Source organism: Haloferax sp. DFSO60 (assembly GCF_046557615.1).
Lineage (GTDB): Archaea > Halobacteriota > Halobacteria > Halobacteriales > Haloferacaceae > Haloferax.
This window is the reverse complement of the sequence record NZ_JBKIII010000001.1, coordinates 231,245-249,626: the sequence shown is the minus strand read 5'-3', so window position 1 is coordinate 249,626 and position 18,382 is coordinate 231,245. Positions and strand designations below refer to the sequence as shown.

At 58.5% G+C, this 18,382-nt stretch carries 19 protein-coding genes; 6 read left to right on the top strand and 13 right to left on the bottom strand.

Annotation, left to right across the window (positions count from 1 at the left end):
- Nucleotides 1-33: 33 nt before the first annotated feature.
- The 8 genes from leuB to ACK509_RS01180 all read right to left on the bottom strand — a co-directional run bounded on the left by leuB (nt 34) and on the right by ACK509_RS01180 (nt 8,301).
- Nucleotides 34-1,008, bottom strand: coding sequence for a 3-isopropylmalate dehydrogenase (gene leuB, locus ACK509_RS01215; RefSeq protein ID WP_410764665.1), 975 nt, complete (start codon nt 1,006-1,008; stop codon nt 34-36).
- Nucleotides 1,001-1,609, bottom strand: a complete 609-nt coding sequence (gene leuD / locus ACK509_RS01210) for a 3-isopropylmalate dehydratase small subunit (RefSeq protein ID WP_410764664.1) — start codon at nt 1,607-1,609, stop codon at nt 1,001-1,003. Before leuD ends, leuB begins: the two co-directional genes overlap by 8 nt.
- Entirely contained in the window at nt 1,606-3,027 is a 1,422-nt protein-coding gene (gene leuC, locus ACK509_RS01205) for a 3-isopropylmalate dehydratase large subunit (RefSeq protein ID WP_410764663.1), read from the bottom strand. The genes leuD and leuC overlap by 4 nt, the downstream gene beginning before the upstream one ends.
- On the bottom strand, nt 3,020-3,280 hold the full coding sequence (locus tag ACK509_RS01200) for a hypothetical protein (protein WP_410764662.1): 261 nt from the start codon (nt 3,278-3,280) through the stop codon (nt 3,020-3,022). Before ACK509_RS01200 ends, leuC begins: the two co-directional genes overlap by 8 nt.
- A 9-nt stretch (nt 3,281-3,289) precedes the next feature.
- Complete coding sequence (gene ilvC, locus ACK509_RS01195; protein ID WP_410764660.1) at nt 3,290-4,330, bottom strand: ketol-acid reductoisomerase; 1,041 nt, start codon at nt 4,328-4,330, stop codon at nt 3,290-3,292.
- A complete protein-coding gene (gene ilvN / locus ACK509_RS01190; RefSeq protein WP_410764657.1) occupies nt 4,327-4,980 on the bottom strand; it encodes an acetolactate synthase small subunit in 654 nt (217 codons plus the stop codon). Before ilvN ends, ilvC begins: the two co-directional genes overlap by 4 nt.
- On the bottom strand, nt 4,977-6,728 hold the full coding sequence (gene ilvB, locus ACK509_RS01185; protein WP_410764656.1) for a biosynthetic-type acetolactate synthase large subunit: 1,752 nt from the start codon (nt 6,726-6,728) through the stop codon (nt 4,977-4,979). The genes ilvN and ilvB overlap by 4 nt, the downstream gene beginning before the upstream one ends.
- 361 nt (nt 6,729-7,089) lie before the next feature.
- Nucleotides 7,090-8,301, bottom strand: a complete 1,212-nt coding sequence (locus ACK509_RS01180; protein ID WP_410766230.1) for a LeuA family protein — start codon at nt 8,299-8,301, stop codon at nt 7,090-7,092.
- A 367-nt stretch (nt 8,302-8,668) separates the two neighbouring features.
- On the opposite strand from ACK509_RS01180, the gene ACK509_RS01175 reads away from it, so the two are divergent.
- The 3 genes from ACK509_RS01175 to ACK509_RS01165 all read left to right on the top strand — a co-directional run bounded on the left by ACK509_RS01175 (nt 8,669) and on the right by ACK509_RS01165 (nt 10,264).
- Nucleotides 8,669-8,956, top strand: a complete 288-nt coding sequence (locus tag ACK509_RS01175; RefSeq protein ID WP_410764655.1) for a DUF5779 family protein — start codon at nt 8,669-8,671, stop codon at nt 8,954-8,956.
- Nucleotides 8,957-9,088: 132 nt separating this feature from the next.
- Nucleotides 9,089-9,775 (top strand): hypothetical protein, encoded by a 687-nt coding sequence (locus ACK509_RS01170; protein ID WP_410764654.1) that lies wholly within the window; start codon nt 9,089-9,091, stop codon nt 9,773-9,775.
- 9 nt (nt 9,776-9,784) lie between these two features.
- Nucleotides 9,785-10,264: a hypothetical protein gene (locus ACK509_RS01165; protein ID WP_410764653.1), complete on the top strand. Its 480-nt coding sequence runs from the start codon at nt 9,785-9,787 to the stop codon at nt 10,262-10,264.
- Between the two features lie 39 nt (nt 10,265-10,303).
- On the opposite strand, the gene ACK509_RS01160 is transcribed toward ACK509_RS01165, so the two are convergent.
- Nucleotides 10,304-10,516: a ribbon-helix-helix domain-containing protein gene (locus ACK509_RS01160; protein WP_390222929.1), complete on the bottom strand. Its 213-nt coding sequence runs from the start codon at nt 10,514-10,516 to the stop codon at nt 10,304-10,306.
- Between the two features lie 114 nt (nt 10,517-10,630).
- Between ACK509_RS01160 and ACK509_RS01155 the strand changes: the two genes are divergently transcribed.
- A complete protein-coding gene (locus ACK509_RS01155; protein ID WP_410764652.1) occupies nt 10,631-10,957 on the top strand; it encodes a hypothetical protein in 327 nt (108 codons plus the stop codon).
- Nucleotides 10,958-11,005: 48 nt separating this feature from the next.
- On the opposite strand, the gene aglJ is transcribed toward ACK509_RS01155, so the two are convergent.
- Entirely contained in the window at nt 11,006-11,914 is a 909-nt protein-coding gene (gene aglJ, locus ACK509_RS01150) for an S-layer glycoprotein N-glycosyltransferase AglJ (protein ID WP_410764651.1), read from the bottom strand.
- A 122-nt stretch (nt 11,915-12,036) separates the two neighbouring features.
- On the opposite strand from aglJ, the gene ACK509_RS01145 reads away from it, so the two are divergent.
- Nucleotides 12,037-13,191 (top strand): glycosyltransferase, encoded by a 1,155-nt coding sequence (locus tag ACK509_RS01145; protein WP_410764650.1) that lies wholly within the window; start codon nt 12,037-12,039, stop codon nt 13,189-13,191.
- Between the two features lie 147 nt (nt 13,192-13,338).
- Nucleotides 13,339-14,481: an NAD-dependent epimerase/dehydratase family protein gene (locus ACK509_RS01140; RefSeq protein ID WP_410764649.1), complete on the top strand. Its 1,143-nt coding sequence runs from the start codon at nt 13,339-13,341 to the stop codon at nt 14,479-14,481.
- A gap of 107 nt (nt 14,482-14,588) precedes the next feature.
- Here ACK509_RS01140 and ACK509_RS01135 read toward each other — a convergent pair whose 3' ends face one another.
- From ACK509_RS01135 to ACK509_RS01125, 3 genes are read right to left on the bottom strand one after another with little or no spacing between them, the layout of a single operon-like run.
- Complete coding sequence (locus ACK509_RS01135; RefSeq protein ID WP_410764647.1) at nt 14,589-15,989, bottom strand: oligosaccharide flippase family protein; 1,401 nt, start codon at nt 15,987-15,989, stop codon at nt 14,589-14,591.
- A 21-nt stretch (nt 15,990-16,010) separates the two neighbouring features.
- Nucleotides 16,011-17,120, bottom strand: a complete 1,110-nt coding sequence (locus ACK509_RS01130) for a glycosyltransferase (protein WP_410764645.1) — start codon at nt 17,118-17,120, stop codon at nt 16,011-16,013.
- Nucleotides 17,117-18,379 (bottom strand): sulfatase, encoded by a 1,263-nt coding sequence (locus ACK509_RS01125; RefSeq protein ID WP_410764644.1) that lies wholly within the window; start codon nt 18,377-18,379, stop codon nt 17,117-17,119. The genes ACK509_RS01130 and ACK509_RS01125 overlap by 4 nt, the downstream gene beginning before the upstream one ends.
- Nucleotides 18,380-18,382 lie beyond the last annotated feature (3 nt).

Genomic DNA, 18,382 nt, shown 5'->3' with positions numbered 1-18,382 from the left:
CGAGTGGTGGTCGATGATTCGACCGAGTCGGCCTCAGAGATAGTCGATAACTGCGGCCGTCACGTCTTCAGTGGACGCGTCGCCGCCGAGGTCGGGCGTTCGTGGGCCATCTTCGAGAACAGCCTCGACCGCACTGTTGACCTGTGTTGCTTCGTCGTCGTAGCCGAGGTGGTCGAGGAGCATCGCCGCCGATAGGATGGTCGCCGCAGGGTTGGCGATACCTTCGCCCGCGATGTCAGGAGCAGACCCGTGTACCGGTTCGAACAGTGCGTTTTCCGGGCCGATGTTGGCCGATGGCAGGAGACCAAGCCCGCCGACCAGACCGGCCGCGAGGTCCGAGAGCATGTCACCAGCGAGGTTCGGACAGACGATAGTGTCGAACTGCGTCGGGTCGAGACAGACGCGCGTCGCAAAGGCGTCCATGAGAACTCCCTCCGTCTCGACACCGTTCTTTTCGGCCGTCTCGACGACTGCATCGAGGAATCGACCGTCGGTCTCACGCATGACGTTCGCCTTGTGGGCGACCTGGAAGTGGCCACCTTCGCCGCCGACGTAGTCGCAAGCGAACTCGGCGAGTCGCTCGGATGCGGAGGTCGTCACCACGCGCGTGAGCGTCGAGAGGTCGTCGGAGAGTTGGTCTTCGATACCCGTGTAGACACCTTCTGTGTTCTCACGAAGGAACACGAGGTCGGTCTCGGGCCGAAGTGCGTCCACGCCGGGATAGGCTTTCGCCGGGCGGACGTTGACGAACGAATCGACCGCCGTCCGGAGCGGGAGAATCACGTCCGCCGCAGTCTCGCCTGCCGCGCCGAACAAAGTCGCATCGGCGTTCGCAACGAGTTCGTACGTGTCGTCGGGGAGTGCTTCGCCCGTCGCTTCTTTCACGTGGTCGCCTGCGTCGGCATCCACGAAGTCGAAGTCACCGACGGCATCGAGTACTTCGACGGCCGCCGGAATGACTTCCTGTCCGATTCCATCGCCGGGGATGACGACGATTTCCTCAGTCATGGACGTAGGGGAGGGAACGTGCTTTCTCGGCGACGGCGTCGGCGTTGGACTTCATGAGCGCCGTCGTGTCCCAGACACCTTCGGTGAGTGCTTTCTGCTGGGCGCTATCGACCGTCGCTTCGACGGTGGTATCGCCGTAGGTGACCGTTCCGGCCTTCACATCGACGTGAATCTCGCCGTCGGGGTTCTCGTCGACCCACGATTGGATGCCTTCGACAGTTTCGGTGTCGGCAGTGACAGTCGGGATACCGAGTGCGAGACAGTTGCCCGCGAAAATCTCGGCGAACGACTCGCCGATGATGGCGTCGATGCCCCAGCGCATGAGCGCCTGTGGCGCGTGTTCACGCGAGGAACCACAGCCGAAGTTGGCGTTGACGACCATCACCGAGGCGTCTTGGAAGTGCGGTTCGTTCAGCGCGTGGTCTTTCTCGTTGTCTTCGTCGTCGAATCGCTGGTCGAAGAACGCGAACTCGCCGAGGCCGTCGAAGGTGACGACCTTCATGAAGCGCGCCGGGATGATTTGGTCGGTGTCGATGTCGTTGCCGCGGATGGGCACGCCCGGTCCTGTTACGGAGTGAATCTCTGGAATTTCGTCGGTCATACGGTGGTTACCTCCTTCAGTTCACGAACGTCGGTGACGTGTCCGGTCACCGCCGCCGCCGCGACCATGCGCGGATTCATCAGGACCGTGCGGCCGTCTTTCGACCCCTGCCGACCGATGAAGTTACGGTTCGAAGACGAGGCGGATGCCTCGTCGCCTTCGAGTTGGTCTTCGTTCATGCCGAGACACATCGAACAGCCTGCTTCGCGCCACTCGAATCCGGCCTCGGTGAAGATTTCGTCCAAGCCTTCCGCTTCGGCGGCGAGTTTGACGCGCTGGCTGCCGGGGACGACCATCGCACGAACACTGTCGGCGACCTGTCGGCCTTTGACGACCTCTGCGGCGCGACGGAGGTCCGGCATGCGGGCGTTCGTACACGACCCGAGGAACGCCACGTCGATTTCGTAGCCTTCCATCGTCTCGCCGGGCGTGACGCGCATGTGCTCTTGGGCCATCCGCGCCGTGTCCTGCTTGTCTTCGGGAAGGTCTTCGGGGGCCGGAATGGGCTGGGAGATGCCGACGCCTTGGCCGGGGGTCGTCCCCCACGTGACGACGGGTTCGAGTTCCGAACCGTCGATGGTCACCACGTCGTCGTACTCGGCGTCGTCGTCCGAGCGAACCGACTCCCAGTAGGGTTTGAGTTCGTCGAACTTCTCGGGGGTCTCCTGGAAGTAGTCGGTCTGTTTCAGCCACTCGTAGGTGGTCTCGTCGGGGTTGACGTAGCCCGCGCGAGCGCCGCCCTCGATGGACATGTTACAGATACTCATCCGACCTTCCATATCGAGGTTCTCGATGGCCTCACCGGCGTACTCGTAGACGTAGCCGACACCGCCTTCGGTGCCGAGGCGACGGATGATTTCGAGGATGACGTCCTTCGCTTCGACGCCGGGGCCGAGTTCGCCCGTGACCTCGATTTTGCGAACCTTCTTCTTCTCCATCGCAATCGTTTGCGTGGCCAGTACGTCGCGGATTTGGCTCGTCCCGATACCGAACGCGAGTGCGCCGAACGCGCCGTGCGTCGAGGTGTGGGAGTCACCACAGACGATGGTCATGCCGGGTTGGGTGAGACCCTGCTCCGGCCCGATGACGTGGACGATACCTTGGTCCCCGGACGTGGGGTCCGAGAACTCGATTCCCGCGTCGCGGACGTTCTGTTCGAGTTCGGCCATCATCTCTTCGGCCGCGCCGTCGCTGTAGGGCCGCGACTGGTCGGAGGTGGGGACGATGTGGTCCACCGTCGCGTGGGTTCGCTCGGGGTAGGCGACTTCCAGGCCACGCTCTTGGAGCATGCCGAACGCCTGGGGACTCGTCACCTCGTGGATGAGGTGCAGTCCACAGAATAGCTGGGTCTGTCCAGTCGGGAGTTCCGAAACCGTGTGGTTCTCCCAGACTTTGTCGTACAGCGTTCCCTCACTCATCTACGTCACCCGTCGATGCTACGTCCTCATAGCCGCGTTCCCACACGTTTGACGCACCCTCGCCGTTCCGAGGGGTGTGGTCAACGTCGTCCATCGTCTCGGAGCCACCCGTCATTTCGGGGCTCGACGTTTGACCGCCGTCGGTGACCACTGGGCCACGTTCGTAGACGGTGGTGAACGTCTCTCCGGTGTACGGATTGGTGTGGCTCACGTCTCGCATCGGCGTGTCGTTCGATTTTCGGTTTCGTGTCATTGGTCGATTTCAGTCGTCTGCTGGTGCTTCTGCTTTGTCTGTAGACTTCGATTCTTCATTCCACGAGAACAGTTCGCGGAGTCGGCCACCGACTTCCTCGATGTCGTGGGCCTCTTCTGCTCCCTTGAGCTGGTTGTAGGATGGACGACCAGCCTGGTTCTCGAGAATCCACTCGCGGGCGAACGTACCGTCTTGCACTTCTTCGAGGACTTCCTCCATGCGCTCGCGGCTATGTTCGTCCACGACGCGGTCGCCGCGGGTCAGCCCGCCGAACTCTGCGGTGTCGGAGACCGAATGCCACATCTCGCCGAGTCCGCCTTCGTACATCAGGTCCACGATGAGTTTCAGTTCGTTCAGGCACTCGAAGTAGGCCATCTCGGGGGAGTAGCCCGCATCGACGAGCGTCTCGTAGCCCTGCTTGACGAGCGAGGTGACGCCGCCACAGAGGACGGCCTGCTCGCCGAACAGGTCGGTCTCGGTCTCTTCGCGGAAGGTCGTCTCGATGACGCCAGCGCGAGTACAGCCGATTCCGTGGGCGTAGGCCAGTGCTTCTGCTTTTGCGTCACCAGTCGTGTCCTGGTAGACTGCGAGGAGCCCAGGCGTCCCCTCGCCGTTCTCGTAGTTTCGGCGAACGAGGTGGCCGGGTGACTTGGGTGCGACGAGCGTCACGTCAACGTCTTCCGGCGGCTCGATTTGGCTGTAGTGGATGTTGAATCCGTGGGCGAACTGGAGCGTGTCGCCGGGTTCGAGGCCGTCGCGGATTTCCTCGAAGACTGCGGGTTGCACAGTGTCGGGGACGAGTACGGAAACGATGTCTGCCTCGGCGGCCGCCTCTGCGGGCGTCGCCACACGAAGTCCATCTTCGCGGGCAGCGGCACGCGAGGAAGAACCGGGTTGGAGACCGACGACCACGTCGACCCCGCTGTCGGCGAGGTTCTGGGCGTGGGCGTGACCCTGACTGCCGTAGCCGAGGATGGCAACGGTCTTGGAGTCGATCTGCGAGCGGTCTGCGTCGTCGTCGTAGTAAACGGTGGTAGTGAATTCAGTCATTGGTTTGGATTGGGTTTGGTTGGTTCGCCGGACGTGCCGGGTTCCTCTCCGGGGACAGTCGTCTTCGCGCCGTGTGCGAGAGCGGTCTGCCCGGTGCGGGCGATTTCGATGATGCCGAAGCGTCGGAACGCATCGACGGCGTCGTCGATTTTGTGTTCGTCACCGGTGAGTTGGACCGTGATAGTCTCTGGACCGGCATCGAGGGTCTTGCCGTCGTACATCTCGGTGATGGCGTGAACCTTGTCGGGTTCTTCGCCACGAACTTTGAGCAGGACGACTTCGGCGCGAATCGCGTCGTCGTCCAGTTCGCCGACCGAGATGACCGGCTTCAGTTTGGCGAGTTGTTTTTCGATTTGGTCGATGCCGGGGTCTGGCTCCTCGACGACCATCGTGATGCGGGCGTGGCCTTCGACGGTCGTCGGGCCAACCGTCAGGCTCTCGATGTTGAACTGCCGTCGGGCGGCGAGTCCGGCGACCCGCGAGAGGACGCCCGGTTCGTGTTCGACGAGCGCCGACAGGACGGTCCGCCGTGGTTCGTGTTCCGATTCAGCAGCGGGGTCGATGCGGATGCCCTGCGAGTTGCGCCGTCCCTCTGGGTGCGGGCGCTCCTCGGGAGTCGGGCCTTGGAGTCCGTGCTGGTTGTCGCTCATAATTGGTCCTCACTGAGTGCGAATTTGCCGTTCGCGCCACCCGACGAAACCATCGGGTAGACGTTCTCTGCGGGGTCGACGTGGAAGTCGATAACCGATGGGCCATCGTAGGCCAGTGCTTCTTCGATTGCGTTGGGCACTTCTTCGTAGGAATCGACGGCCCATCCGCGAGCGCCGAAGGCCTCTGCGAGTTTGTCGAATCGAGGACACCAGTCGTAGCCAGCGGCCATGTGTCGGCCTTCGAAGAAGGCGTCCTGCCACTGTCGAACCATCCCGATGTACTTGTTGTTGAGGATGGCGACCGTGATGTCCAGATTCTCGCGGACGGCAACGGAGAGTTCCTGCATCGTCATCAAGAACGAGGCGTCGCCGTCAACGCAAACGACCGATTGGTCGTCGTCAGCGGCGAGTCGTGCGCCGATGGCCGCCGGAAGTCCGTATCCCATCGTGCCGAGACCGTGCGACGAGACCCAGCGCCGTGGTTCGCTGAACGTCCAGTACTGGGCGGCCCACATCTGGTGCTGGCCGACGCCCGTGGTGACGATGGTGTCGTCGGGCGTCGCTTCGTCCAGTGCCTCGACGACGAACTGGGGTTTGACCGGTTCGTCCTCGGGGGCGGCGTAGTCCATCGGGTACTCGTCTTTCCACGTCTGGCACTGTGCTGCCCACTCGCGGGCGTCGGGGCTGTGTGCCATCTCGGTGTCGATGCGTTCGAGCGCGCGACCAGCGTCGCCGACGACGGGGTAGTCCGCGTGGATGTTCTTCGAGATTTCCGCCGGGTCGATGTCGATGTGGACGACTTCGGCCTCGGGTGCGAACGTGTCGATGCCGCCGGTCAGGCGGTCGTCGAAGCGCGTGCCGACCGCGATGAGGCAGTCGGTGTGCGTGATTGCCATGTTCGCGTAGCCGGTCCCGTGCATGCCCGCCCACGAGAGACACAGGTCGTGGTCCTCGGGGAACGAACCGATGCCGGGCATCGTGGTGACGACCGGAATCTCGTGTTCGAACGCAAAGGAGCGAGCGACTTCGGTCGCGTTGGCTTTGATGACGCCGCCGCCGAAGAGCAACAACGGCTTCTCCGCGCGCTCGATGGCGCGGGCCGCGTCTGCAACGGCGTCGTCGTCGGGGTCAGTTCGAGAGCGTGCGGTTTCGGGAGCACGTGCCCGACCGGGTTCGCGCGTCGTCTCACCGAGTGAGATGTCTTTCGGGAGGTCGACGAGCGTCGGACCGGGTCGGCCTTCACGAGCTAATTCGAACGCTTCACCGACGGTGTCGCCGACGGTGTCGGTGTCGTTAGCGAAGTAATTGTGCTTCGTAATCGGTGCGGTGACGCCCGTGGTGTCGGTCTCTTGGAACGCGTCCGAACCGACCATATCCGACGGAACCTGCCCGGTCAGTGCGAGCATCGCATCAGAGTCCATGTTGGCGTCGGCGATGCCGGTCACGAGGTTCGTCGCGCCGGGGCCAGAAGTAGCCAGACAGACGCCGGGGTCGCCGTGGACGACGCCATAGGCGTCAGCGGCGTGGGCGGCGGCCTGTTCGTGGGCCATCGTCACGTGCCGGATGTCAGAGCCGTACAGGGCGTCGTAGATGGGCATGATTGCCCCACCTTGCACCCCGAATGCGGTTTCGACACCGGCGTTTTCGAGCGCCCGGATGACGGCGGTTGCGCCCGAAGTGACTTCGGTCTTGGTTGGCGTTTCGTCGGTTTCTGCTGGTTCGGACGTCGTTGCGGTTCGTTCGCTCATGTTCGACCTCCGTGTGTTCGTGTTGTTCGATAGCGATGCGCGCGCGGTCGGTTAGTGTAGTGGTGGTGCTCCATATAGGGGACTCCAGAGATGGCTGAATACGGTGCGAATCCGTGGGACTGAGAAGTGGAATGATGAGGGGCTAGACCCCTACAATAATGAGCGCGCGGACAGCACCAGCGTCGAGACTGCGGGCTCCGCGGGGAGCGACAGTCGTCGAACACGAGTCGTGCTGTCTCATCGTATGCCACACGTGCGCTTGGGTGGTAATAACAGTTTCGCGGCGAGCAAGTGTTGCACTCCTCTGCCGCCCGAACGAGCGTGCGGGGCGGTCGCCCTGAGGGGCCACAGCCCAGCCTCATCAGACGCGAACCTCCTCCGTGTCCTCTTTTGTGGTGACGCCGACGTTCTGAGCGAACGCCTTCAGCGTCTCGTCGTTGATGCGCTCTTTCTCCGCGCCAGTGTCTTTGACGCGGCGGGTTACTTCACGGACCTCGGCGTCCGTCGGTTCGTACCCGATATCTTCGAGGCGCTTGCGTACCGAGTGCGTCCCCGTGTGCTTGCCGAGGACGAACTCGCGGGTCGCGCCGACCATCTCTGGGGTCATGACACCCGGCTCGAACGTGTCGGCGTTCTCGATGACACCCGCCGCGTGGATGCCGCTTTCGTGGGAGAACGCGTTGCGCCCGACGACCGGCTTGTTGGCCGGAACCGGGATGTCGGAAGCCGCCTCGACGATGCGAGCCAACTTCGTGATTTGCGTGGTGTCGATACCGGTATCGACGCCGTACAGTGATTCTGCCGACATCACGACCTCTTCGTAGGCCGCGTTGCCTGCGCGTTCGCCGATGCCGTTGACCGACACTTGCGCCTGCGACGCACCTGCTTCGAAGCCAGCCATCGCGTTCGCGGAGGCCAGTCCGAAGTCGTCGTGCGTGTGTACGTCGATTTCGGCGTCAGTGTGTTCGCGGACGGTCTTGACCATCTTTGCGAAGCGCGTCGGGGTCGCAACCCCACAGGTGTCGGGGAGGTTAATCCAATCGACGCCCGCGTCGGTCACGGCTTCGACGACTTCGATGAGGAACGCCTCGTCGGTTCGCGTGGCGTCCATCGGCGAGAACATTACTTCGACACCTGCGTCGCGGACGCGCTCGACACTGTGGACGGCGCGTTCGACCGCTTCTTCGCGGGAGGCGTGCATCGAGTCGGCCAGTTGCACGTCGCTGGTACTCACGAACGTGTGTACCATATCGACGCCAGCATCCAGCGCGGCTTCGATGTCTTTGTCGACGACGCGGGCCAGTCCACAGGTCGTCGCGTCAGTTGCCGCCGCGATATCCGCGACTGCTTCGAACTCCGCATCGGAGTTGACGGGGAACCCAGCCTCGATGACGTGGGTACCCATGCTGTCGAGCATCGCCGCAATATCCCGTTTTTCCTCGTACGAGAACGAGGTTCGGGGCGACTGCTCGCCGTCGCGGAGCGTCGTGTCGAAAATCCGTACGTTTTCGATTTCAGATTGTTGGGCTAATGTGCCCTGGAAGAACTCGACCCGCCGGGCTACCCGACGAATCCTCCGTCATGTTGTGAGACATTGTGTCAGTCAGGTACACGAACCCATATTTAAATGTTTCCCACAGACAGTATCATGATTGTTATCTTGAATCTGTGAACAGTTACCAAAACCCCCGAATCGCAAGACATCAACGACCTATTATACATTCATGTCATAGAATGACTTGATATGCTGTCACAGGATTCCACGCTATGAAGAGATAATCTAATAGTTCAAGGTTTATAAACAAAAGTTCGTGGTGGGTACGCGCACTCACGAGTGGACGAATGTGAACTCGCCAGTCGTCGCCTCGCGCTCGGTTGGCTCGCCTTCTGAGAGCAAAACGGTCCGAACGCTTTTCTCATCGCTCTGCCACGCACGGGGTATGGGCGACTTCAACCTCAACTTGCAGACTGCCGAAGAACATCTTCCGTCAGACGACACAGAAGGCGGCGTCGTACTCGGTGTCCTCGACGGCTCGACGCCACCTGAAGAGTGGATCGACTCTATCGCACGCGGGAACGTCCTCTTTCTCTCCATCGAGGGCGACTTGAACAAACTCGCCTCGAAGTTCGCACGCGACATCAAAGACATGGACGGCAACTTGATGCACTTCCGAAAGTTCCTCGTCGTCACCCCGCCGGGCGTCGATATCGACACGGACAAACTCTGAATCGTCGAATGCTGGTTTTCTGAGGAGTGACGTTCAGCCCTCCATCGTGCCTCCTCTCACCTTCCACCACGACTACCGGACGAAACCCCCGTAGTGAGAGGGCTTATGCGATTTCCGGCCCACGTGACATGTATGCCGATGAAAGGTCGTGGAACGACACAACTCCACGAAATCGACCGCTGGGAACACGGCGTTGGTTGGCTCGCGTACCCCGACGAAGCCATGCAACGCGCGAGTCACGCAGTCGAACTCGACGGTGACGTCTGGGTGTTCGACCCCGTGGACGCACCGGGCGTTGACGACCTCTTCGCTGAGTTCGGCGACGTTGCGGGAGTCGTCGTCGGTCTCGACCGCCACAAACGCGACGCTGCCGCAATGGCGAATCGCCACGAGGTTCCCGTCTACGTCGCTTCGTGGATGACCGGCGTCGCAACCGAACTCAACGCCCCAGTCGAGCGATTCGGAACGACGCTCGCAGATACCGGGTTCGAAACCTTCCGTGTCGTGGACCGCTCGGTTCCACCGTGGCAAGAAGTCGGATTCTACCATCCCGAACTCTCGCTGCTCATCGTCCCCGAAGCACTGGGGACGGTCGATTACTTCTGCGCATCCGGTGAGAGCCTCGGTGTCCACCCGATGCTTCGACTCTTCCCACCGCGTCGCATGCTGTCGAAGTACAGCCCCGAGCGACTCCTCGTCGGCCACGGGGCGGGCGTTCCCGAGAATGCAGGAAGCGCCATGCGAACTGCCCTCTCGAACTCTCGGTCGAACCTCCCGAGCGCGTATCTGAAGGCACTCAAGTCGATGGTCTCGAACTGAGGCCCACCCATGACAGGCAACACCAACTCTATCGAGAACGCGGGCGACCCACCGCGACGAGACCAAAGTGAGCCACGTCGAGTACACATCACTCGTGGACTCGTCGACGTGCTTCTCGAACTCGCAGAAGAGAACGAACCGAGCGAGATGAACGTGGTACTCGATGCGACGCCCGCGTCGTCGTTCGATGCGACATTCGACCTCGACCCCGAAACGCCGATTCTGACCCACTTCTACTTGCCCAGTGCCGGGCAGTCGGTTCGGAAGGTCTTCGGCGTTGACCTCGGCACCCCGGCGGGTCGCGGGCGCGCTCGTTTTCTCACACACCCCCAAGGGCCGTTCAAACTCACCGAGCGAGACGACTTTGCGGCAGTGGTGTTGCTCGCGGTTCCACCGTGGGACGACGACACGCTCGGCGCGTTCGACCGCTCGGGCCGAAAGCTCGAACTCGTCGTCGTCGATGCCGAACCGCCAGTCGAAGAACTCTGAAAACAGACAGACTGGCGGCCGCGAGACCTGTCACCGTCGTTACTTCAGGTATCCGAGGTCGCGGAGGTTGTCCGCGATTTCTTGAAACTCCGAGTCAGAGAGTTCGCCACCAGAACGCTGGTGTTGGATGACGATACTTCGAAGCAGGAAGCGAACGAGGTCGCTCGTACTCGAAAACGTCGTTCCTTCGATAGTCTCTTCGACGCGCGCGGCCAGTTCTTTCGGGATAGAAACCGTCGTGTACTCAGTCATACGAGAAGCCATGAGCGCGTGTCAGATAACGCCCACGGTCAGCGAATCGAACGAAGAAGATATCGTGTCGGTCGTTCGGGGGTTTTTCCACGGATGAACACGTAATCGGTATCAATGGCAGTGAGACCCCCGAGTGGAGACGGGACAGAACCAGACGCTATCGAGTTCGGCATCGCGGCACTCGCACCCCACCTCGACGAGAAAGACGTCGATTTCCCCGCCGATACCGAGACCATCGCCGACGCTCTCGACCACGTCGCTATCCCAGTCGATGCCAACGAGACGACTGTGACGATCGACGACGCACTCAAGGCTACCGAGCGAACACACTACGACTCACGAAACGACCTCCTCAACGACCTTCACCCAGTGTTCGAAGCCTACCGCGCCGAGGCATCGACCAGTCTCGTCGGCCGACTCCGCGGGCTGCTCCCCTTCTAATTGTACGACACGCTCTCCGCCTAATCCGCAGACTGCTCACCCGCTGCGCTATTCGAATTCCTCGATGCGCTTCATCTGTTCGCGGTGGAGTGAGAGAATCAGGTCCGAGAGGACACCGAACATGAGCAGTTGCACGCCGAAGAGGATTCCCGCCGCCGAGACGACGGCAATGACTTCGTGCGAAATCATCTTGAAGACCCACTCGTAGGCGACGTAGGCAGCGAGTCCGAGACCCGTCGCGGTCGATGCGAGTCCGACACTGCCGAAGTAGAACAGTGGGTTGTTGGTCTTCGCCCGGCGGTAGAGTTCGAGGAAGATGATACCGCCGTCGCGGACCGGGTGCAGGTTCGTATCCGACCCATCGGGTCGCGGAAGGTACGTCGTGGGAACGACAGTTGTCTCGATACCACGCTTGATGCATTCGACCGCCATCTCCGTCTCGACGCCGAAGCCATCCGACGTGAGCGTCATTTCGAGGAACGACTCGCGTGTGAACGCCCGGTATCCGCTCAAGATATCTTTGTAGTCTTTGCCGTGAATGAGCGCGAACGCCCGATTGATGATTCCGTTGCCGATTTTGTTCAGGCCCGTCATCGCGCCTTCGTGCATGTCGGCAAAGCGGTCACCGATGACGTGTTCGTACCCCTCGTCGAACGGCGCAAGCATCTTCTCTGCGTCCTTTGCGAGGTACGTTCCATCACCGTCGAGCATCAGGACGTATTCGGCTTGGACGTGGTCTTCGACCGCTTCGCGGACGGCTTGACCCTTGCCGGACCCAGATTGCACGACGACGCGCGCGCCCGCCTCCTCGGCGAGTTCGCGTGTCCCATCTGTCGAGCCCCCGTCGATGACGAGGATGTTCGTGAAACCTTCGTCCCGGTAGTCAGAGACGACATCGGCGATAGTCTCGGCCTCGTCGTAGGTCGGGATGAGAATGCAAACGTCGTCGTACTCCATTAGCGGCACGTCCCACGGGCAATATAAAAGGACTTTCCAATCAGCGTTCTTCGACCGATTGTCTACACGCTCTTGACCGAGAGACCCGAGTTATTTTTATGACCCTCGTTCAACCGGGGGGTATGCGCACACTCGCTCGCCGACTGGCGAAGGAGGTTATGTTTCTGCTTTCGCTCACCGGGATTCCGTATCTCCTCTACGGACTGTTCTACTACATTCTCGGCCCCGAAGGGTCACCTGCCGACAAACGTGAGGCAGAGCCCTCTGTCAGCATCGTCCTTCCGACGTACAACGAAGAGCGAATCATCGAGAACAAACTCGACGATATCGCCGCGTTCGACTACCCGATGGAGAAAGTCGAAGTCGTCATCGTGGATTCGAGCGACGATTCGACCCGCGACATCATCCACGACTGGTTCGACGAACGAGACGCACCGACGCTCAACCTCATCGAAGAAGACGAACGACGTGGACTCGCACCGGCGCTCAACGACGCGTACGCTGCCGCCGAAAACGAGATGGTCGTGAAGACGGACTGCGACTCGAAGGTCGCGCCCGACGCGCTCCGCGAGGCCGCCGCGAATCTCGCCGACCCCGATGTCGGTGCGGTCACTGGCCGCAACGCCGACGTCCTCGGTGGAAGTCAAGTCGAAACAGGCTACCGAGATATTCAAGCCCACATCCAGACGCTCGAATCTCACCTCGATTCGACCCTCATCTTCCATGGTCCGTTCTCGGCGTTCGAGAACGACGAAATCGTCCCTATCGACCCCGACTCCATCGCGGACGACACCGAACTCGCACTGCTGATTCGTCGAAATGGAAAGCGCGTGGTTTTCGACCCCGACATCCGCTACAAAGAGGCCTCCCACTCCGACTTCTCGAAGCGACGGACGCAGAAAGACCGCCGTGCGATGGGCCTGATTCGACTGCTGTTCCAACACCGTGACGCACTCGGACGGTACGGACTCTACGGTAGTGCTGTGCTGCCGTTCAACTGGTGGTTCATGATTGTCTCGCCGTGGCTGATTGCGGGAACGCTCGCCGCCGCTACGCTCGCTGGTCTCGCACTTGCTGGGCCGTTAGGGCTGGTCGTTCCGGGCGCCCTCGCGGCGTTCGTCAAACTTGGGTCACGCGAGAAACTCGGGCCACTTCAGGCGGCGTATGCGCTGTTCGACACGCAGGTCTCGCTACTCTTTGCGTGCGTGAAGTTGTTGCGTGGTGAGGGCAGTGCGATTTGGGAAGTCGACGAGGAGTTGCGGGACCAGTACGAGTAGCTAAATTCCAACTCTCCCGAAATTGAGGCCTAGTTTTACTGGTTAGCGAGCCTGTCAACTTCGCCGTTCTGTGTGAATCCAGAGGCTCCTATTCCAACATTCTGGAGCAAAAAGTATATACGATAACTCATTTATTTTCGATTAACTGTGACGATACTCATAACCGGTGCAGACGGCTATCTTGGCTGGCCAACCACGCTACGGCTTGCCGATCGACTGGACGAACGAATCGTAGCTGTAGACAACTTCTCACGGCGGGAATGGGTTACCGAATCTGGCAGTGTGTCGGCAGTTCCAATCGACGAAACTGAAGGGCGCTTTGATGGTCTAGACAATGTGAGTTTCGTTTCTGGAGACGTCGCTGACAGAGATTTCGTCACACAGCTTTTAGAGGTATATGAGCCAGAAACAGTCCTTCATCTGGCCTCCCAACCGAGTGCACCATATTCAGCGATAAATGGTGAACGGGCACTGTTCACACAGCAAAACAACATCTCCATGAACCTCAACCTGCTTCACGGCCTTCACGAAGCAGGACTCGAGGACACCCACTTCATCGAAACAACGACAACCGGTGTGTACGGTGCACCATCGTTCACCATCCCAGAGGGTGGGGCAACGATGGAAAACCAAGGCGAACGCGACGAAGTGCCGTTCCCAGCGATGGGGGGCAGTTGGTACCACCAAACAAAGTCCTTCGAAGCAGGGAACATGCGCCTCGCAGAGAAAGAATGGGACCTCCCAATCAGTGACGTTCGGACCGCAATCGTATACGGAACCGAAACCGAAGAAACCGAATCACTCGGCTCGCCAACCAGATTCGACTTCGACTACTACTTTGGAACGGTCGTCAACCGGTTCTGTGCACAGGCCGTCGCAGGGTACCCGATTACCGTCTATGGAAAGGGTGAACAACGAAAGCCGATGGTGAGTCTCAAAGATGCCGTCGAAAGCCTCGCGAACCTCGTCGAACAAGGTCACTCTGGAGAGGGAGTCGATGTTTACAATCAGGTGACGCGACCTGTTGCCATCATCGAACTCGCCGAAACCATCGTCGAGGTCGGCGAAGAGTTTGGCCTCGACGCGGAGATCAAACACTACGAGAACCCACGAACTGAAAACGAGGAACACAAGATGGAGATGGAAAACGAGCGGTTTGCCGAACTCGTCGGCGAACAGCAACAGGACCTCGAAGAGGGCATTCGAGACATCCTCGGAACCCTCGTGGAATACCAAGACCGAATTGTCGCACACGAAGACCGGTTCCTTCCTGGCGTTCTGACGGAATAAGAGAGATATCTGGTGGTCTTTTCCACCAGGATACGTTTGCTACTGGTTTTGAGTTGTATTCGACGCCCTCGGAGTCGGAGGTGGCATCGATATTCTGGGCGTGGACGCTACACCGGGAGGTTTGATCGGACGATGAGTCTGAAACTCGGTGAGATAATCATCAGGACCCCAAAGTAACAGACAGCCCCTACTCCAGCGATCACGACGGTGAAAATCTCACCCTGTGGAACGAGGCCTTCTATGAACAAGACGACGATGGCCATTATCACGGCAGAAGCGAACTGAAGGCTGATGTCGCGTTTTGGGAACGAGACGGGCATGATCTCACGAGAGACAACCCAGTAACCGACCAGTGAGATGGCTCCAGAAGTGAGTGTGGCCAGTGCCGCACCGACCCATCCAAACACTGGAATCAACAAGATATTGAGGACGAAATTAGCCGCAATAAACAGTCCGTTGATTCTGAAGGACACTTCTGGCTTATCGAAGGCGTTGATTCCTGTTTCGAGAACCCTCGAGACGCTATATGCTAGTTGTGCTAAAATCAACAGGAGAAGGACGTTGTATCCGATACTGAATTCTGGACTGTAAAGTGCCAGAATTTGCTTTCCAATGACCGCGCCACCCAGTAAGCCGGGAATTATGAGGAAACCCGCGTACGGAAGCGCATTTTGGACCAATTGCTTCGCTTTCCGGGGGTCTGTATTTGCGATCTCACTCACTTGGGGGAAGATCGCACGGCTCACGGCATTACTGAATAGCCCTAGAATGAGCGAGACGTTCCACGCTGCTTTGTAAATCCCGATGAGATTCTCGGAGACGAAGAACCCTAGAATCAGGATATCCATGGAGCTAAAGGCGCGATTGCTAAGATTCGAAATCCAAGAGTATCTAGCAAACGAAACAATGGACGTGAACGACTCTCGGGTCGGAATCTGAACACGTGAGGATATGAAGTACATACCGACGAGTGAGGTGATAGATAGTGCGATTAAGTAGCTAACTATCAGCGCAGTCAGACCGAAACCGGTTAGAATCAGAACAATGTGCAACGAACTCCGAATAACCGTTTCGACCGGCCGGAGTGAAGAAGAGATGTGGACGCTCCCTTCACCGTCGAGTACGCTCGTAACCAACCCGAAAAGGATAGAAGCAGCTACGAGACTGATCAGAAGTTCTACACTCACTCCTCGTAGGTACCGTTCTATTGCGCCGCGGAATATCCACGCAAGTAGCGCAAAGAACACGAACAAGACGAATTCTGAGATGAATCCTGCGGAAAATATCTTTCCACTGTCGCCAGGTTCGCTAATCCGCTTTGTGATGGCGAGGTTGAACCCAGACGAACAGATGCTAGCCGTGAAAATCACGACAGACACGAGCAGTCCGTAGATGCCGAGGATATCTGCACCGAGAATCCGGGCGATGAGTATCGTTGAGACGAAGCCCAGAATCGTAGATAAAAATTCAGAGAGGAACGCGATGAGCGAATTCTGTCCGATTCTCATTGTCTTTTGGTTGGGGTACTTCTAGTTTGCATGTCCGTTTTCAGAGCCAACCATTTCGTTGAGTATCGAGACTAGTTGCTTGTTCTTTTTTCGACGTGTGAAGTCGTCAGCATCGCCTTCCGTTGAGCCGAAGCGACGTTCATCACGACGGAGCGCATCGAGTGCATCCGCAATATCTTCCGGGTCTGTCGGGTCGGAGACGATGCCGAACTGGTGTTCTTCGATGAGTTTCGAGACGCGGAATTCGTCGGGAGAAATCGAAAGTATTGGTCGCTTTGCTCCGATATAGTCCATAATCTTCGACGGAACGTTTTGCTCGTTCCACGTTTCAGTTCCACTGAGGTACACGAGAACGTCGGAGCCTTTCAAAACCGGAATTATCTCGTCGTGTGGGACGAAATCGTGAACCTCGATGTATCTCTCGAGTCCTCGTTCTTCGACTTCACGCTGATACTCACTCGACCAGTCCCCGTAGAACTGGACGGTAAATGGTTCTGGGTCGTATTGGGTCACATACTGTTCGATGCCCGCTAAGAACTCGTACGGTTCAATCCATCCCTCGTAGAACGAACCAGCGTACGTCACTGTAAACGTGTTGTACTGTCGAGTGCTTGCGCTCTCGAATGCCTCAGCATTGTACCCTGCAAAAGGCAATCTCGTGACTTTCCCTTCGGGGATTGCGTACGTCTCCTCGTAGTAGTTGTCAGGTATTTGAATGCCGTCTCCCCAAACAACTTTGTCAGAGAAGTGGACAGATAGCCACTCGACAAACCGTCGAAGCGGTAACAGCACGTCGTCCTTGATATCGGGATGGGTGACCATCGGGTCGCGGAATTCGACGAGCCACTGGGCTCCCGAAAGGAGGGCGACGACGAAGCCGATGACGTGGAGATGGAACGGGTGGTTGACTGAATTGACCACGTCGACCTTCTCACGTCGAGCTTTTCGAACGAGACGGATTACTTCCAACGGGAACCGAAGTACGTACGGCTCGGAGACGTACCCGAGTTCGACCTGCCAACCACACTCTTCGAGGTGCTTCGCTCGGGTTCGGAACCGCTCTGCCCGTCCACCAGGGTCAGAAAAACGGTGGTCAGAGAGTAGCAAGACCTTCTGACCGTCAGTGTTCATATATACCCGAGGTCTTCGAGGTGTTGGCGAACTTCACTATCGACCTCGTCGGCCGTTGCATACCGTTGGTCGTCGTCTCCGATGAGAGACGTTAGTTTGTCGAAATATTCTTCGGCGACATCCTGCTGCTCGTCGAGACAGTTCCGGTGTTCTCCGGGGTCTTGGGCGATGTTGTACAGTTCAACTGGTTCGAGGTCACCATTGGCCGTACAGATAAGCTTCCAGTCGTTCGAGCGAATCGAAACGAGCGAGTCCAACTCGTTCCACCCGAAGTCGTAGTTCTCATTCATCTTGTGCGTGAGCTTGTTCTCCTTCGTGAGTTGCCCGTGGTACGTTTCGGAGTACGCAAATTCCGGCAATTCACCGTCGAGGAGCGAAATTCCATCGACAGAGTCGTGTTCAACATCTAATGCATCGAGGAGCGTCGGTACGATATCGATGGACCGAACCTGCTTGTGAACCGTCTGGTCGGAGAATGCGTCACCGGTGAACATGAGCGGGACTCGGATGATGTTATCGTACAGTTCAACGGCACGGAACTGCGAACCGACTCTGTTTCCTTTCGAGTCGTAGACCCACGGGTAGCCGTGTTCACCAGGCATTTTCGAACCGTGGTCACCAGTGATTACGGTCGTGTCGATATCGACAAGCTCGTGAAGAACTTCGAGTTGGCGACCAACGAACTCGGCTTCTTCGTAGTACCGGCGCTTCTGTCGGCCGATGTACTGCTCAACGTTCTTGTAAATGTGGTTCTCATCGAACTCCGGACGCTCGCGCTTACCAAATTCTGAACGAAGTGTGAAATGGAGGTCGAAAAAGTGTAGGAAGACAAAATTATCTTCTCCCTCGTGTTCGTCAAGCCAATTAATTGCGCGATTTACTAGTACGTTCGCAGGACCGAACTCTTGTCGACCTTCTTTCCAGTCTTTAATCGAAGTTATGTGTTCGAACGTGTCAAATCCCTCATCTAGGTTTCCGGTGGGGAGTGGATAGCCGCCAATGAATGCCGCAGTGTTGTATCCTTGTTCCGAAAGGACCTCTGGAAGCGTCGTCGCATCCGTATGGTAATCGATTAACCAACGAACCCCGTGGTTGTGAGGGTTCTGTCCCGTAAGCATCGAGGTGTGAGAGGGGCTAGTAAATGGGGCTTGGACAATGCAAGTATCATAAAAAGAACCTTTAGTTTTTTGTCCATCGAGGAATCGACTGTCAAGAGCATCAGGTCTAAGACAATCAATCGATGCGAGGACTACGTTCATTGT

Coding starts and splice junctions, on each gene's coding strand:
- leuB (WP_410764665.1), bottom strand. CDS start 1,008: ATGACTGAGGAAATCGTCGTCATCCCCGGCGATGGAATCGGACAGGAA.
- leuD (WP_410764664.1), bottom strand. CDS start 1,609: ATGACCGACGAAATTCCAGAGATTCACTCCGTAACAGGACCGGGCGTG.
- leuC (WP_410764663.1), bottom strand. CDS start 3,027: ATGAGTGAGGGAACGCTGTACGACAAAGTCTGGGAGAACCACACGGTT.
- ACK509_RS01200 (WP_410764662.1), bottom strand. CDS start 3,280: ATGACACGAAACCGAAAATCGAACGACACGCCGATGCGAGACGTGAGC.
- ilvC (WP_410764660.1), bottom strand. CDS start 4,330: ATGACTGAATTCACTACCACCGTTTACTACGACGACGACGCAGACCGC.
- ilvN (WP_410764657.1), bottom strand. CDS start 4,980: ATGAGCGACAACCAGCACGGACTCCAAGGCCCGACTCCCGAGGAGCGC.
- ilvB (WP_410764656.1), bottom strand. CDS start 6,728: ATGAGCGAACGAACCGCAACGACGTCCGAACCAGCAGAAACCGACGAA.
- ACK509_RS01175 (WP_410764655.1), top strand. CDS start 8,669: ATGGGCGACTTCAACCTCAACTTGCAGACTGCCGAAGAACATCTTCCG.
- ACK509_RS01170 (WP_410764654.1), top strand. CDS start 9,089: ATGCCGATGAAAGGTCGTGGAACGACACAACTCCACGAAATCGACCGC.
- ACK509_RS01165 (WP_410764653.1), top strand. CDS start 9,785: ATGACAGGCAACACCAACTCTATCGAGAACGCGGGCGACCCACCGCGA.
- ACK509_RS01160 (WP_390222929.1), bottom strand. CDS start 10,516: ATGACTGAGTACACGACGGTTTCTATCCCGAAAGAACTGGCCGCGCGC.
- ACK509_RS01155 (WP_410764652.1), top strand. CDS start 10,631: ATGGCAGTGAGACCCCCGAGTGGAGACGGGACAGAACCAGACGCTATC.
- aglJ (WP_410764651.1), bottom strand. CDS start 11,914: ATGGAGTACGACGACGTTTGCATTCTCATCCCGACCTACGACGAGGCC.
- ACK509_RS01145 (WP_410764650.1), top strand. CDS start 12,037: ATGCGCACACTCGCTCGCCGACTGGCGAAGGAGGTTATGTTTCTGCTT.
- ACK509_RS01135 (WP_410764647.1), bottom strand. CDS start 15,989: ATGAGAATCGGACAGAATTCGCTCATCGCGTTCCTCTCTGAATTTTTA.
- ACK509_RS01130 (WP_410764645.1), bottom strand. CDS start 17,120: ATGAACACTGACGGTCAGAAGGTCTTGCTACTCTCTGACCACCGTTTT.
- ACK509_RS01125 (WP_410764644.1), bottom strand. CDS start 18,379: ATGAACGTAGTCCTCGCATCGATTGATTGTCTTAGACCTGATGCTCTT.